Source organism: Actinobacillus arthritidis, from assembly GCF_029774155.1.
Lineage (GTDB): Bacteria > Pseudomonadota > Gammaproteobacteria > Enterobacterales > Pasteurellaceae > Actinobacillus > Actinobacillus arthritidis.
Map to the genome: position 1 here is coordinate 168,539 of NZ_CP103833.1, position 15,574 is coordinate 184,112.

11 protein-coding genes and 2 pseudogenes are annotated in these 15,574 nt (G+C 40.1%); 7 read left to right on the forward strand and 6 right to left on the reverse strand.

Going from position 1 to position 15,574, the window contains the following annotated elements; all coding sequences use genetic code 11:
- Positions 1 to 17: 17 nt before the first annotated feature.
- From NYR89_RS00865 to NYR89_RS00880, 4 genes are all read left to right on the forward strand, one after another.
- Entirely contained in the window at positions 18 to 914 is an 897-nt protein-coding gene (locus tag NYR89_RS00865) for a Dyp-type peroxidase (protein WP_279445941.1), read from the forward strand.
- Positions 915 to 1,457: 543 nt separating this feature from the next.
- Positions 1,458 to 2,075 (forward strand): L-threonylcarbamoyladenylate synthase, encoded by a 618-nt coding sequence (locus tag NYR89_RS00870; protein WP_005598073.1) that lies wholly within the window; start codon positions 1,458 to 1,460, stop codon positions 2,073 to 2,075.
- 78 nt (positions 2,076 to 2,153) lie between these two features.
- Positions 2,154 to 3,227, forward strand: coding sequence for a 23S rRNA pseudouridine(2605) synthase RluB (gene rluB / locus NYR89_RS00875; RefSeq protein WP_279445942.1), 1,074 nt, complete (start codon positions 2,154 to 2,156; stop codon positions 3,225 to 3,227).
- 135 nt (positions 3,228 to 3,362) lie between these two features.
- On the forward strand, positions 3,363 to 4,196 hold the full coding sequence (locus NYR89_RS00880; protein ID WP_279445944.1) for a Slam-dependent surface lipoprotein: 834 nt from the start codon (positions 3,363 to 3,365) through the stop codon (positions 4,194 to 4,196).
- A 101-nt stretch (positions 4,197 to 4,297) separates the two neighbouring features.
- On the opposite strand, the gene NYR89_RS00885 is transcribed toward NYR89_RS00880, so the two are convergent.
- On the reverse strand, positions 4,298 to 5,227 hold the full coding sequence (locus NYR89_RS00885; protein ID WP_279445945.1) for a LysR family transcriptional regulator: 930 nt from the start codon (positions 5,225 to 5,227) through the stop codon (positions 4,298 to 4,300).
- A gap of 258 nt (positions 5,228 to 5,485) precedes the next feature.
- Between NYR89_RS00885 and NYR89_RS00890 the strand changes: the two are divergent.
- From NYR89_RS00890 to NYR89_RS00900, 3 genes and pseudogenes are all read left to right on the forward strand, one after another.
- Positions 5,486 to 6,946 (forward strand): annotated as a pseudogene (locus NYR89_RS00890) (DASS family sodium-coupled anion symporter).
- A 212-nt stretch (positions 6,947 to 7,158) separates the two neighbouring features.
- Positions 7,159 to 9,432 carry a 5-methyltetrahydropteroyltriglutamate--homocysteine S-methyltransferase gene (metE, locus tag NYR89_RS00895; RefSeq protein WP_279445946.1) on the forward strand — a complete coding sequence of 758 codons (2,274 nt, stop codon included), beginning with the start codon at positions 7,159 to 7,161 and terminating at the stop codon, positions 9,430 to 9,432.
- A gap of 157 nt (positions 9,433 to 9,589) precedes the next feature.
- Positions 9,590 to 11,056 carry a M16 family metallopeptidase gene (locus NYR89_RS00900; RefSeq protein ID WP_279445947.1) on the forward strand — a complete coding sequence of 489 codons (1,467 nt, stop codon included), beginning with the start codon at positions 9,590 to 9,592 and terminating at the stop codon, positions 11,054 to 11,056.
- A 38-nt stretch (positions 11,057 to 11,094) separates the two neighbouring features.
- Here NYR89_RS00900 and ruvC read toward each other — a convergent pair.
- From ruvC to aspS, 5 genes and pseudogenes are all read right to left on the reverse strand, one after another.
- Positions 11,095 to 11,671 (reverse strand): annotated as a pseudogene (gene ruvC / locus NYR89_RS00905) (crossover junction endodeoxyribonuclease RuvC).
- 83 nt (positions 11,672 to 11,754) lie between these two features.
- Positions 11,755 to 12,279: a hypothetical protein gene (locus tag NYR89_RS00910; protein ID WP_279445948.1), complete on the reverse strand. Its 525-nt coding sequence runs from the start codon at positions 12,277 to 12,279 to the stop codon at positions 11,755 to 11,757.
- A gap of 129 nt (positions 12,280 to 12,408) precedes the next feature.
- Positions 12,409 to 13,149: a YebC/PmpR family DNA-binding transcriptional regulator gene (locus NYR89_RS00915; RefSeq protein WP_279445949.1), complete on the reverse strand. Its 741-nt coding sequence runs from the start codon at positions 13,147 to 13,149 to the stop codon at positions 12,409 to 12,411.
- Between the two features lie 117 nt (positions 13,150 to 13,266).
- Positions 13,267 to 13,734, reverse strand: a complete 468-nt coding sequence (nudB, locus tag NYR89_RS00920) for a dihydroneopterin triphosphate diphosphatase (RefSeq protein ID WP_279445950.1) — start codon at positions 13,732 to 13,734, stop codon at positions 13,267 to 13,269.
- A gap of 33 nt (positions 13,735 to 13,767) precedes the next feature.
- A complete protein-coding gene (gene aspS / locus NYR89_RS00925; protein ID WP_279445952.1) occupies positions 13,768 to 15,543 on the reverse strand; it encodes an aspartate--tRNA ligase in 1,776 nt (591 codons plus the stop codon).
- Positions 15,544 to 15,574 lie beyond the last annotated feature (31 nt).

Below are 15,574 nucleotides of genomic sequence, written 5' to 3' on the forward strand. Positions count from 1 at the left end.
TATTTACGGGATACATTATGGCAACTCCACAATCCGGCATTACACTAACCCATCGTAAATCAGGCATTTTCATTGAAGCGAATGTGCTAAATATTGAAGCCTTTCGTTCTAGCGTTCATACCATTCAGCATCAATTTCAAGAAATTCAGCAACAGTTTGCAACAGAGACATTAGGGCTTACCCTTGCTTTCGGCAAAACGCTTTGGAGTCAGTTAAAAGCTAATTCCGCTACCGAATTAAAGGATTTTGTCGCATTAGGCAAAGCGGAACGAGAGTATGCGCCGGCAACCCAACATGATTTTTTAGTGCATATTCAATCAAATCGTCCGGATATTAATTTTTCTATTGCTTTAATGGTGGTGGAACAATTAAAAGCGGTGGCGGAAATTGTAGAGGAAACCCATGGTTTTCGTTGGGTGGAAGAGCGTGATTTAACCGGTTTTATTGATGGCACTGAGAATCCGCAAACCGATGAAAAATTGCGTGAAGTTGCTTTAATTGAAGAGGGTGAAGATGCCGGTGGGAGTTATGTATTGAGCCAACGTTATGTTCATCAATTAGCAAAATGGCATAAGATGAACACGGAGCGTCAAGAACAAGTCATTGGCAGAACAAAAGTGGATAGCGTTGAACTTGATGATGTGCCGGAAAATTCTCACGTAGGGCGTGTGGATTTAAAAGAAAACGGCGAAGGTCTAAAAATTCTACGTCACAGTTTACCATACGGCTTAGCGAGTGGTGAGCATGGCCTATATTTCATTGCTTTTGCAAAACATTTACACAATATCGACCAACAGCTTAAAAGTATGTTTGGCGAATTAGACGGTAAAACTGACCGCTTGTTAGGTTTTACCAAGCCGGTTTCCGGTAGTTATTATTTTGCTCCGTCGTTAGAACAATTGGCTATGGTGTGATAATAGATACAAAAGTAGATTATTTTGCGATCTCAATCGTAAAAATAAGCATGGTTTACTGCTTAGAAGTGCTTTTTCTTTTAAGGTTATATCTTCTGATAAATGGAGATATAAATGCTTAATATATTTAAGAAGCCTTTTAATAAAGAAAGCTTAGATTCTTGGTGTAAGATCTTGGACGATATTAGTAAAATTGAGCTTTTGGCAATTCCTGTTGTACTATATAGCCCGAATGGTTTGTTTTATAAATTATTTAATAGCTTCGTGTTTTTATTTTCAATGTATATATGTTTATTTATGGCAGATTTTATACGTAAAAATAAAGAGAATTTGATGGAGGAATAAACAATGGGATTATCAATCGGACTTGTTATTGTTGCTGTGCTTTTATCTACATTTGCTTTTTTTATTGTACGTAGTGTTAAAAAATCTCATCTATAGTGCTCTTTTACTAGATGATTTCTATAACGGCACAATTACTTTAGAGAATATAAGAATGTTGGTGTATAATGCACCAACATTTTTTTCGAAGGATATTACGCTATGAGCCAATTTTTTTATATTCATCCTGATAACCCTCAGGCACGTTTGATTAATCAAGCGGTAGAAATTATTAAAAATGGTGGCGTTATTATTTATCCGACAGATTCAGGTTATGCTTTAGGCTGTGCAATCGGTGAAAAACATGCAATGGATCGCATTGTTGCGATTCGTAAATTGCCTGAAAATCACAATTTTACCTTGGTATGTAGTGATTTGTCAGAGCTTTCTACTTATGCATTAGTCACTAATCAATCTTATCGCTTAATCAAAAATAACACCCCAAATCCTTACACCTTTATTTTACCGGCAACCAAAGACGTACCGCGTAGATTAATGACCAAACGTAAGACGATAGGGATTCGTGTACCGGATAATGCGATCGCTTTGGCATTAATTGCGGCGCTAGGCGAGCCGATTTTATCTTGCTCGCTAATGTTACCTGATACGGAAATTACCGAATCGGATCCGGATGAAATTCGAGAACATTTAGAGCATCGTGTGGATTTAATTATTCACGGCGGCTATTTAGGTCAAGAGCCGACAACTGTGATTGATTTAACCGAAGAGAGTCCTCGAATTATTCGTGAAGGATCGGGCGATATTACGCCTTTTAACTAATTGCATTTTTCCGCTTGTGTATCAGCGGAGAAATCTATATTTCAGACGCTCGTGAGAGCGACAATTTAAGGAATTTTAATGACAACATTTCAAAAAAAATCAACTGATAAACGTTCACCGTCTTTTAAACATTCGCAAGGCGAAAAGCGTTTTGATAAACGTAGCGAAGATAAGCGTACATCATCTAAAAAATTTGATGAACAATCGGAAAGACGTACCCGTCCAACGTCTAAACCATTAGTAAAAAAATCAGTAAAACCGACCGCTTCTGTTATTGAGACAGCAGAGAAAAAAGCGAAAGTAGCGGGTGAAAAATTACAGAAAATTTTAGCACGTGCTGGTCAAGGATCTCGCCGTGAATTGGAAGAAATTATTGCCGCAGGGCGTGTGAGCGTTGACGGTAAAATCGCCAGCTTAGGCGATCGTGTGCAAGTCAGCAGTGCCACTAAAATTCGTATTGACGGTAATTTAATCAGCTTAATTCCGGCACAAAAAGAAATTTGTCGTGTGTTGATGTACTACAAACCGGAAGGTGAATTATGTACTCGTTCAGATCCGGAAGGTCGTGCAACCGTATTTGATCGCTTACCTCGTTTAACCGGTGCACGTTGGATTGCAGTGGGTCGTTTAGATATAAATACTTCCGGTTTATTACTGTTTACTACAGACGGCGAATTAGCGAATCGTTTAATGCACCCGAGCCGTGAAGTAGAGCGTGAATATTCGGTGCGTGTGTTTGGTAATATTGATGAAGCAATGTTGCAACGTTTACGTAAAGGTGTTCAGTTAGAAGACGGCCCGGCAAACTTTAAACAGATTAAAACCGTTGGCGGCACAGGTTTAAATCAATGGTTTGATGTCACTTTAACCGAAGGACGTAACCGTGAAGTACGTCGACTATGGGAATCGCAAGGCGTTGAAGTTAGCCGCTTAATTCGTATTCGTTACGGTAATATCAAATTGGAAAAAGGTTTACCTCGTGGCGGTTGGGAAGAAATGGGCTTAGAGCAAGTAAACTATTTGCGTGAGCTTGTTGGCTTACCGGCGGAAACTGAAACCAAAGTGGATGTAACAAAAAATCGCCGTCGTACTAATGTTAGACAAATTCGTAAGGCGGTAAAACAACATGCTAAATATCGTACAGTAGCATAAAGATAAATAAGAGCGGTCGGTTTAAGAAAATCGACCGTTTTTTCTTTGCGTAATATTTACAATGCAAACAATTTATTTACCTAGAACTATATATACTCCAATTTATTTCTATTAACCTGAATGAGGAGTTCATATATGAAAAAATTGACCAAGTTAGGTTTAGCTGTGTTATCAGGCATTGTATTAAGTGCTTGTAGTAGCGGTGGTGATGGTGGTAACTCGGATACTTCCGCTAATACACCAATCGCAGATAAAGCCTCTCAATCAAACCAATCTTCTAAAACAAATAATTCAAGTGCTACAAAACCTTCGCAAGTAAATAATGCATCTTCTTCAAGTTCCGTTACAGGAAATGCTATTGTGCTTTCTGCTCAAGATGATGAGGTTATTGAAAAACGTGTAGCTATTAGTGGAGCAAACACGGAGATAATTAACGTAGATGGCAAATCAATTCGCGTAAGTTATAAGAGCCAAGGTATTTCTGCCGGTACTTGGTTAAATATGAATGGTTTACATACTTGTTGTGATAAATATAGTGCAGTACGCTTCGGTGTGATCGAAAATCCTGAAGATGAGAGTAGCTATGTGTTCTATAATGGTTTACCAACGGAGTCAATGCCAACAAGCGGAACTGCAACTTACCATGGAGATGCACTTATTACCGGTAGTACAACTCAGTTTGAGAATGAGGATTGGTTAAAAGGGACATCTAAATTTAATGTTGATTTCGGAGCGAAAAAACTAAACGGCTCAATTGATGTGGAAACACTTGAAACTGTCAATATTACAGCAGATATTTCAGGTAATAGCTTTGATGGTAAAGCCCATTCTGATAGCTTCTCAACTCAAGCGAAGGTAGAAGGTAAATTCTATGGCGATAATGCGAAAGAGCTTGGCGGTATGCTTAAAGACGATTCAAAAATTGGTGCTGAAACCTCTTGGGGTGGCGTATTTGGTGCCAGCCAATAATTACTGTTAAATGACAAGCGGTCTAATTTTATGCTTATTTGCAATAATATTGCAAATAGACAAATAAATCAGACCGCTTTATATTTAATGTTTAGTTGAGCTCATTCCTCAAGTACCAGTAGCCCCGGTAATGTTGCGAAACTTTGCGATTTAACCGTATTATGAAAATCATTAAGATAAGCATAATGCTGATCCGATTCTCTAAATGCACCGTAAAGATTGCTGTATAGCCCTTGCTGAGTAATTTTCTTGGCAACCACATAGCCTCGATCCAAATAAGGTTTGACAGCCCAATAAGGTAAAGTCGCTATGCCTCGTTTACTTGCCACTAACTGAATAATTGCGATGGTTAATTCGCTGGTACGGCGTGTCGGATTAATGCCGGCAGGGCGTAATACTTTACGCAATAAATCTAACATATCATCTGGAACCGGATAAGTAATCCAAGTTTCATCAATAAAATCTTCCGCTTCCCACACTTCTTTTTGTGCTAATGGGTGATCTTTAGCACAAATACCAACCATTTCATACGAAAATAGTGGACGGTAAATAATGCCTTCTGTTTCCTCAGCTTCGGCAACAACAGCCCAGTCCGAGCGATGGGTTAAGAGTAGACCGACGGTATCAGTATGGAAACCAGATACAATATCCAATTCGACTAGTGGCCAACTTTGACGGAAAGTATCCATTGCCGGCATCAGCCAGTCAAAGCAAGTATGACATTCGACCGCAATTCTTAATTCCCCAACTTCACCTTGTTTTACTCGAGCAAGATCAAGTTCCGCTTCAACAATTTTAGGCAGAATGTCGTGAGCCAGTTTCACTAAGCGATCACCGGCAGGTGTAAAACGTAGCGGCTGTGTTTTCCGTTCAAATAGAGTTAGTTCATATTGATCTTCTAATAATTTGAGCTGATGAGAAAGTGCAGATTGAGTGAGATGTACTCGTTTTGCGGCTAATGAAACACTACCGCTTTCTTTTAAAGCAACTAATGTTTTTAAGTGGCGTAATTCAAGAAAAATTGGCTTCATCTAAATAATTCATCATATTAAGGAAAATGATGAAATATATTATAGAGGAATGTGCTATATGCCAAGGATAAAATGAGATGGGTCACTAAATAGACTAGAGTAGATGAATACGTGATCTATTTTTGGCTTATATTAGAGTCTTGATAATTTTTTATATTTAAAAATAAATTTTAATTAATATCAAAAATAGGATGTTTTTTTGTATATTCAAGAATAATTATGGTTAAACTATAAGCTGTTTTAGTCAGGAGAAACATTATGTCAGCAGAGAAAAAGCCACCTCAAGTTGAGGTAAAATTAGGATTCAATTGGCAAGGATTGTTAATTTCCGTGCTAGTGGGGGTCGGTATTATATTAATTCCAACACCGGAAGGACTGAGTGAGAAAGCATGGGGAATGTTAGCGTTATTTGTCGCAACTATTGTAGCGATCATTGCCAAAGCGATGCCAATGGGAGCAAGCAACTTTGGTCGCATTAGTTATTAGCGGCATTACCGAATTAACTCCGATTAAAGCAGGTAAAGATGAAGTTGCAATGTTGTCCGGTTTTTCCAATGCAACAATTTGGTTAATCGGGATCGCAATGTTCTTATCGCAAGCGGTGATTAAAACAGGATTAGGCAAACGCGTCGCTCTTTATTTCGTTTCTCGTTTTGGTAAGAAGATGATGGGAGTAGCTTACGGTATAGCTTTAGCTGATTTGGTTATCGGACCAGGAATCCCATCTGCTTCGGCTCGAGGTGGTGGTATTATGTATCCGATTATGAAATCAATCGCGGAAGCATACGATTCTAAACCTGGTCCGACAGCAAAACGTGCTGGTGCATTTCTAGCTTTAGCAGTATCACAAATTGATACCATTGTGTGTACAATGTTTTTAACAGCAATGGCTGGTAACCCTTTGATTGCCGAACTTGCTCGCGGTCAAGGCGTAGAGATTTCATGGATTACTTGGTTTATCGGTGCATTAGTTCCCGGTGTGGTTTGTTTAATCGTTCTGCCGTATTTACTCTATTTGATTTATCCGCCTGAATTAAAAGATACGCCTAAAATGGCGGAGATGGCTCGTCAAGAATTACAAAATATGGGCAAAATGAGTAAAGCGGAATGGATTTTAGCATTAGATTTTGTGTTATTACTGTTCCTCTGGACCGTCGGTGATCTTGCATTTGGTATCCCTGCAACCGTATCCGCTTTTATCGGTTTAGTCATTTTACTCTTATCTAACATTATGAACTGGCAAAATATCATTTCTGAAAAATCAGCGTGGGATACGATGTTCTGGTTTGCAGTGTTAGTGATGATGGCGAATGCGCTAAATAAATATGGTGCAATCACGTGGATTTCTTCGCATATTTCACAATCGGTCGGCGGTTTGGATTGGCCGATTGCATTTGGTATTTTAGTACTGGTTTACTTCTACACCCGCTATTTCTTTGCCTCTGCAATGGCACATATTTCAGCGATGTATCTTGCTTTCCTTGCGCGGCAATCGCAGTCGGCACTCCGCCGATGTTAGCGGCAATCGGTTTAGGTTATACCTCAACTTTATCAATGAGTTTAACTCAATATGCCGGTGGCCCGGGACCTGCATTATTCGGTTCAGGTTACAACACAACAGGGCAATGGTGGGGCGTAAGTTTCATTATTTCGGTTGCTTCGTTAGTTATTTGGTTTACTGTCGGTGGCGTTTGGATGAAGCTACTCGGTTGGTGGTAATTCGATAACTTAAGATGTTATAAATAACTAAGCGGTCAAATTTGTATAAAAAATGCAAATTTGGCCGCTTGTTTTTTATATAGATAACAATTTATTTATTAATATGTTTCATAATTAAATTGAAAATTATGAGTTTGCATAATGTTTGACGTTTCTGCATTATCTAGCTATTGAATTTAACAAGAGAGTTAACGAAATAGCAGGAGTAAAGTATGACAACATTACATATCTTAGGTTTCCCACGTGTAGGGGCAAAACGTGAATTAAAATTTGCACAAGAACGCTACTGGCGTAAAGAATTAGCTGAACAAGATTTATTAGATCTGGCAAAAGCATTACGTGAAAAAAATTGGCAGTATCAGGCACAGGCCGATGCGGATTTTGTCACGGTCGGTGATTTTACGTTTTACGACCACATTTTAGATCTACAAGTAGCAACTGGCGCGATACCGGCTCGTTTTGGTTTTGATAGCCAAAATTTGACCCTTGATCAATATTTCCAATTAGCACGTGGTAATAAAGAGCAGTTTGCGATTGAAATGACCAAATGGTTTGATACTAACTACCACTATCTTGTGCCGGAATTCCAGAAAAACACTCAATTTAAGGCGAATCCTACGCATTATGTGAATCAAATCCGTGAAGCGAAAGTCGCCGGACATCAAGTTAAACCGGTGATTGTCGGCCCGCTAACATTTTTATGGCTAGGTAAAGAAAAAGGTGAAGCCTTTAACCGCTTTGATTTGCTCAAGCAACTTGTGCCGGTTTATTTTGAGATTTTAACCGCACTAGTCGCTGAAGGTGTGGAATGGATCCAAATTGATGAACCGGCATTAGCATTAGATTTACCTCAAGAATGGCTTGCGGCTTATCAAGACGTTTACGCTCAGTTAGCTAAAGTGAATGCGAAGTTATTATTGGCAACTTATTTTGGCTCGGTGGCAGAACACGCCGCTTTATTAAAAGCGTTGCCGGTAGACGGTTTACACCTTGATCTCGTGCGTGCGCCGGAACAACTCAGTGCATTTGAAGATTATCCGAAAGTGCTTTCTGCAGGTGTGATTGACGGGCGTAATATTTGGCGAGCGAATTTAAATCGTGTATTGGATGTGTTGGAGCCATTAAAAGCGAAATTTAATCAGCGTTTATGGGTTGCACCGAGCTGTTCGCTATTGCATACACCTTATGATTTAGCGGTAGAAACGCAATTACAGCAAACTAACCCTGAATTATATCGCTGGTTAGCTTTTACCTTACAAAAAGTGGCAGAGCCGCAGGTTTTAAAACAGGCATTAAATGCGGGGCGAGCAACGGTTGCGGAACAGCTGAATGATAGCCAAATAGCGGCAGATGCACGAGCAAACAGCAAAGTAATTCATAAAACGGAAGTCGCGCAACGTTTAGCTAACTTACCGGCAAATGCGGATAAGCGCCAGTCACCGTTTGCCGAGCGAATTAAATTGCAAAATAAATGGCTAAATTTACCGCTTCTTCCAACTACCAATATCGGTTCTTTCCCGCAAACATTGGAAATTCGTCACGCCCGTGCCGCATTCAAAAAAGGGGAACTATCGCTTGCCGATTATGAAGCGGCAATGCAAAAAGAAATTGAATTTGTGGTACGTAAGCAGGAAGAACTTGATTTAGACGTGTTGGTTCACGGTGAAGCGGAACGTAACGATATGGTGGAATATTTCGGTGAGTTGCTGGACGGTTTTGCTTTCACCAAATTCGGTTGGGTACAAAGCTACGGTTCTCGTTGTGTCAAACCACCGGTAATTTATGGTGACATCACTCGCCCTGAACCGATGACGGTGCGTTGGTCGCAATATGCTCAAAGTCTGACGGATAAAGTGATGAAAGGCATGCTAACCGGCCCGGTGACGATTTTACAATGGTCGTTTGTGCGTAACGATATCCCTCGTTCTACCGTATGTAAGCAAATTGGCGTGGCACTTTCTGACGAAGTATTGGATCTGGAAAAAGCCGGAATTAAAGTGATTCAGATTGACGAACCGGCGATTCGAGAAGGCTTACCGCTTAAACGAGCGGATTGGGATGCCTATTTACAATGGGCGGGAGAAGCGTTCCGTTTAAGTTATATGGGGGTGAAAGATGATACCCAAATCCACACCCATATGTGTTATTCGGAATTTAACGATATCTTACCGGCGATTGCAGGGCTTGATGCGGATGTGATTACGATTGAAACCTCACGTTCGGATATGGAATTACTCACCGCATTTGCCGATTTCAAATATCCGAATGATATCGGCCCAGGCGTGTATGATATTCACAGCCCTCGTGTGCCAACTGCCGGCGAAATCGAACATTTATTACGTAAGGCATTGAAAGTAATACCGAAAGAACGTTTATGGGTGAATCCAGATTGCGGTTTAAAAACGCGTGGTTGGAAAGAAACTGTTGAGCAGTTACAAGTCATGGTTGAGGTCACGAAAAAATTACGTACGGAGTTAGCGGAATAATTGGGATTACATAACGTTTAATTCTTAATAAAAACAAGCGGTTTAATTTGCAAAAAAATGTGTAAATTAGACCGCTTACTTAAATTATTTGTTAGAATGTCGCTACTTATTTCTCTCTTGTTTTGGGCAAGAGGATTTTCTATTTAGGAAAATAAAAATGCGTATTATTTTAACTTCTTTGGTGTTATTTACCGCTTCAGCGGCAAGTTATGCAGAAAAAAGCGAGCCGATTCAAGGGCAATTTGAGAATGGTTTACGTTATACCTTACTTCCATTACATTCGGAAAAAGGACGTATCGAAATCCGAATGAAAGTCAATACCGGAGCGATTGATGAAACCAATGAACAGCTAAGTGCGGCAAATACGCTTAAGTACCTTGTTTTCCGTGGTACAAATGCGCATCCAAACGGTTTAATGACATATCTTAATGAGCAGAAATGGAAGAAAGATAAAAATTATCGTGTGATGACAGATTATGATCATACCACTTATACAATGATTCCTCCGTCAACTTCAAATTTGGATAAAAGTTTTGATTTACTCAGTCAGATGTTATTCCAAGCAAAATTAACCCAAGAAGATTTGGATGATGAGCGTAAATATATCTTGGAAGATTGGCAACAGTCACAAAGTGTCGGTAGTTTGATGAATCAGAAACGTATTTCAGCCGTACGTGCGGATTCTCGTTATGCGGATAGAACCATTATCGGTACGGCGGAAAATATTCAAAGTTTACCGGCAACCCAATTACAGCAGTTTTATCAAACGTGGTATGTACCGAATAATATGCAACTGTTAGTGGTTGGCGATATTGAACCGGAAGCGACAAAACAACAAATTCAACAATATTTTGCCGGTATTACGGCAAAAGAAACACCTAAACGAGATTATTTAGAGCCGGTATTATCAGAGAAATTAGTGATAAATCAGCTTCAAGATGCAAGAAGTAATGTAAGCCAAGTAGCTTATATTTTTCGCTTTGATGAAACTAAACATCGCGTACGTACTAATGAAGCTCGTTATGCACGTTTGATTGATCGTTTGGCACTTTCATCAATAGAGCGACGATTACAATTACAAACGAATAGCTTACCAAAAGGTATATCGGCGATGAGTGTACGTAAATCTGATATTGGTAAAAATACAGCGGCACTAGGCTTTTTTGCAACGGTAGGATCAACCCAGCACGAATTAGGGTTAAAGCAAATTTTTAGTGAAATAGAGAATCTGAAACGCTCTCCTATTACGGAAGAAGAGCTGGCTAAACAAAAAGAAGTTGTTCAGCTTCAAATCGAAAATGCAAAAAAAGATGAAAATGATCGAGATTTTCAACAATGGTTAAAGCTCATGTCAGAAACAGTATTATCTGATAAGCCTTACTTAACACAAAATAAGTTAGCGGAATTACTTGAACCTATGCTTAAAAAAGTATCGGTTGAAGAAGTTAATGAGAGAATCCAGCTGTGGAGTAATGCTAAAGATGGTGTGATCAATTATCAACTGCCAAGAAAAGTACAGGTTAAGCCAATTACGCAAGAAACCGTAAATCTGCTAAAAGCAGAGGTGGAAAAAGTAGAAGTGATGTCACCTGTTACTGCGCCTACTAAAGAAAATAAACAATAGAGAAAAAGAGTAATCAAGAAATTGATTACTCTTATTTTTTATCCTTTTAAACGGAATCGTCCACGGCTATACCGAGTTTTCATTAACGCGAGAATTTGTTCTTTATCACTACTGACTTTCTGATTACTTTGTTTTGCAACGACCAAAGAATGTTGAATCGAATGGGCGTGGGTAATCGCAATCGCAAGGGCATCGGCGCGTCAGCTTGCGGTTTGGACGAAAGTTGAAGCATACGGGTGACCATATCTTGCACTTGGATTTTATCCGCTGAGCCAATGCCGGTTACAGTTTGTTTGACTAAACGAGCGACATATTCAAACACCGGTAAATCGTGGTTTACCGCGCGACAATCGCCGTACCACGAGCTTGCCCGAGTTTGAGAGCGGAGTCGGCATTTTTCGCCATAAACACTTGTTCAATCGCAAACATATCAGGTTGGAATTGGGTGATGATTTCTGTTACGCCGGCATAGATACGTTTTAAGCGAGTCGGTAAATCATCAACGGAAGTGCGAATTGCGCCGCTTCCTAAATATTCTAAATGACGTCCGGTTTGACGAATCACACCATAACCGGTAACTCGTGAACCCGGGTCAATTCCTAAAATAATCGGCATAGCTTATCCAATGAATGAAAACAAGCGGGCAGATTTGCAAAAAATTTTACAAATCCGCCCGCTTATTTAAACGAATCAATCTGTTATTTATTTAATTTTGCAGTTGCAGTTTGATTAACTTCGCAGTTTTTTGCAAGGATTTCATCCGCATTTTTTCCTTTTTTGAATAACATTCCCGCTTCAGTTTTATTAAAGGTTGAAAGTGAGAAGGTGTCATCTAGGTTCCATACGTGCGTTTTTGAGGCAAATGATGCAAAGTCTTTATTTTTCTCATCACGCATTAACTCTTTTACCGCCACATCATTTACCGTTAAAGTTAAACCGGTTGCTTTTTCGCCTTCAAAATCATAGGTTGCTACTACAGTTTTGCTGTTTTGGCATTGATAAACTACGGTTTTAGAAGATGCAGTTAATTTATTTTTTACCGTATTTACTGTGTTTGAAACGCCATTAGATACGGCTGTTGCACCTTCTTTTACCGCATTTGTGGTTGCTGAAGCCGCATTTGATACGCCTTCGCTTACAGTTGAAGCCACATCGCCTGCTGTTGAACAAGCCGCTAAAAGAGTCGCTAAAGATAACGCCGAAGCAAATTTGATTAATTTCATTTTTATATTCCTTATGTTAGGGATAAACATACACGTTTTAAACGCATCCACTAGATGCCAACTTATTGAAGTTAGTTCAATTTAAGTAAAAAAGAAGCCAACCTAAATGGTTGGCTTATGTATTACGATTTATAGTAATGCGACAACTTCGTCACTGATTTCACCATTGTGATATACGTTTTGTACGTCATCACAATCTTCAAGGCGGTTAATTAAATCAAGTAATTTCGGTGCAGTTTCCGCATCGAGTTCAACAGTTGTTGATGGAATCATTGTTACTTCCGCTTCTTGAATTTTAAAGCCCGCCGCTTCAATACCATCACGTACACTACCTAAATCTTCCCAAGCAGTATAGATTTCAAATGAACCGTCCTCTTGTGCTTGAATATCGTCCGCACCTGCTTCGATCGTCGCTTCAGTTAACGCATCTTCATCGCCTGAAGCAATTAAAATTAAACCTTTTTTGCTGAATAAGTAACCAACAGAACCTTCAGTACCTAAGTTACCGCCACATTTAGTGAAGCTTGGACGAACTTGTGAAATGGTACGGTTAGCGTTATCACTTAAACATTCAACCATTACCGCTGTACCACCCGGGCCGTAACCTTCATAGATTTTGGTTTCCATATTGGTGTCATCGCCACCGCCTACACCACGTTCAATTGCTCGGTTGATGGTATCACGTGTCATATTGTTGGATAACGCTTTATCTACTGCAGAACGTAAACGAGGGTTTGCAGAAACATCACCGCCGCCGATTTTTGCCGCAGTAACTAATTCACGAATTAATTTAGTAAAAATTTTACCGCGTTGTGCATCTTGTGCCGCTTTACGGTGTTTAATGTTAGCCCACTTACTATGACCTGCCATTCTGTTGTTTCCTTCTTTTAAATTTATGTTTTGAAAAAGTTCCCCTCTTTAGCAAAGAGGGGTTAGGGGAGATTTGGCAGAATAACCTTGCACTCGTAAGAGAATTTGACATGACTATCAAATCTCCCCCTGCCCCTCTTTTCTAAAGAGGGGAGTTAAATATTTTGCAATTGCCGCCGCATTATTCGGTGATTTTGTTAGCTGGATGGCTTCTTTAACGCTCACCCATTTAAACGCTAAATGTTCACTTAATATCGGTTGTCGTTCTTGCGTTAAGGCAAGTAAAAACCAATGTTCCGAGCAGTGCGTGACATCAGGCGCGTATTTATACCGAAAATGCGGAAAAATCTCAAATTCCACCGATTCGTTACAATCCGTTAGCGTAAGTTTTTCCGCTAAAATATCGATACCGATTTCTTCTTTCACTTCACGAATTGCCGTTTCAAACGGCTGTTCGTTCGGTTCAAGCGAACCGGTCACCGACTGCCAAAATTCGGGATCGTCTTGGCGTTGCGGCATTAAGACTCTTCCCGAATTTTCTGCATAAATCACAACTAAAATGGAGTTAGGATTTTTGTATTTCATCAGCAAAAAATAAGCGATTTTTGACCGCTTGTCTTATTCCGCTTTCTCTTTTTTCACGACCGCAATACCAAGCTCTTCCAATGCTTGTGGGTTTGCAAAACTCGGTGCTTCTGTCATTAAACACGCTGCCGCAGTGGTTTTCGGGAATGCAATCACATCACGGATATTTTCCGTGCCGGTAATAAGCATGGTTAAACGGTCTAAACCGAATGCAAGACCGGCGTGCGGTGGCGTACCGAATTTTAATGCGTCTAATAAGAAACCGAATTTTTCTTGTTGATCTTGTTCGTTAATACCGAGGATACCGAATACGGTTTGTTGCATTTTCGGATCGTAAATACGTACTGAACCGCCGCCTACTTCGTAGCCGTTGATAACCATATCGTAAGCATTCGCAACTGCATTCACCGGATTTGCCGCTAATTCTTCCGGCGTTAAACCTTTCGGAGAAGTGAACGGGTGGTGCATTGCAGAAAGGTTGCCTTCATCGTCTTTTTCAAACATTGGGAAGTCAATAACCCAAAGCGGTTTCCACGCTGAAAGATCGGTTAATGCTAAATCACGACCAACTTTCAGACGTAAAGCACCCATTGAGTCGGTAACGACTTGCCATTTATCCGCACCGAAGAATAAGATATCGCCGCTAGTTGCGTTAGTACGCTCGATTAATGCTTTGAAAACCTCTTCGTTTAAGAATTTTGCTACCGGGCTTTGGATACCTTCCATACCGGCATTTACATCATTGATTTTCGCCCACGCTAAGCCTTTTGCACCATAGATACCGACAAATTGCGTATATTCGTCAATTTGTTTACGAGTAAGCGTTGCACCGTTCGGTACACGAAGCACGGTTACACGACCGTCTGCTGAATTTGCCGGCTCGTTAAATACTTTAAACTCAACGTCTTTTAAAATGTCCGCCACGTCCACTAATTCTAACGGGTTACGCAAATCCGGTTTATCTGAACCGAAACGTTGCATCGCTTCCTGCCATGTCATAATTGGGAATTTGCCTAAATCTACGTTTAAGCGATCCAACCATAAGCCGTGAATCATATTTTCCATTAATTCACGCACTTCTTCAGCGGTTAAGAATGAGGTTTCCACATCGATTTGGGTAAATTCCGGCTGACGATCAGCACGTAAATCTTCATCACGGAAACATTTTACGATTTGGTAGTAGCGGTCAAAACCTGACATCATTAACAACTGTTTGAAAAGTCGCGGTGATTGCGGTAACGCATAGAATTTACCGTTGTGTACACGGCTTGGTACTAAATAGTCACGCGCACCTTCCGGTGTTGCTTTGGTTAGCATTGGTGTTTCGATATCAAGGAAGCCGTTGTCGTCCATATAACGACGTACGAAGCTCGTGATTTTTGCACGTGTTTTAAGTTTTTCCGCCATTTCCGGACGGCGTAAATCAAGATAACGATATTTTAAACGTTGCTCTTCTGTGTTGTTTTGGTTGAAATCAAGCGGTAAAACTTCCGAGTTGTTATACACAATCACATTTTTCACTAACACTTCGATTTCGCCGGTCGCCATCTCTTTGTTGATTTGTGATTCATCGCGTGCAATCACCTCACCTTGAATTTGTACGCACGCTTCTGAACGTAGACCTGATGCAATTTTGAAAATCGCTTCGTCTTTCTCGTCAAAGAAAACTTGCACGATACCTTCACGGTCACGAATTTGCATAAAAATAAAACGACCAAGGTTACGCACACGGTGTACCCAACCGCTTAATGTGACGGTTTGACCAACGTGCGAGCGGTTTAAAGCACCGCAATAATGAGAACGCATCATAAAAATATCCTTAATATATTAAAAAGAGGTT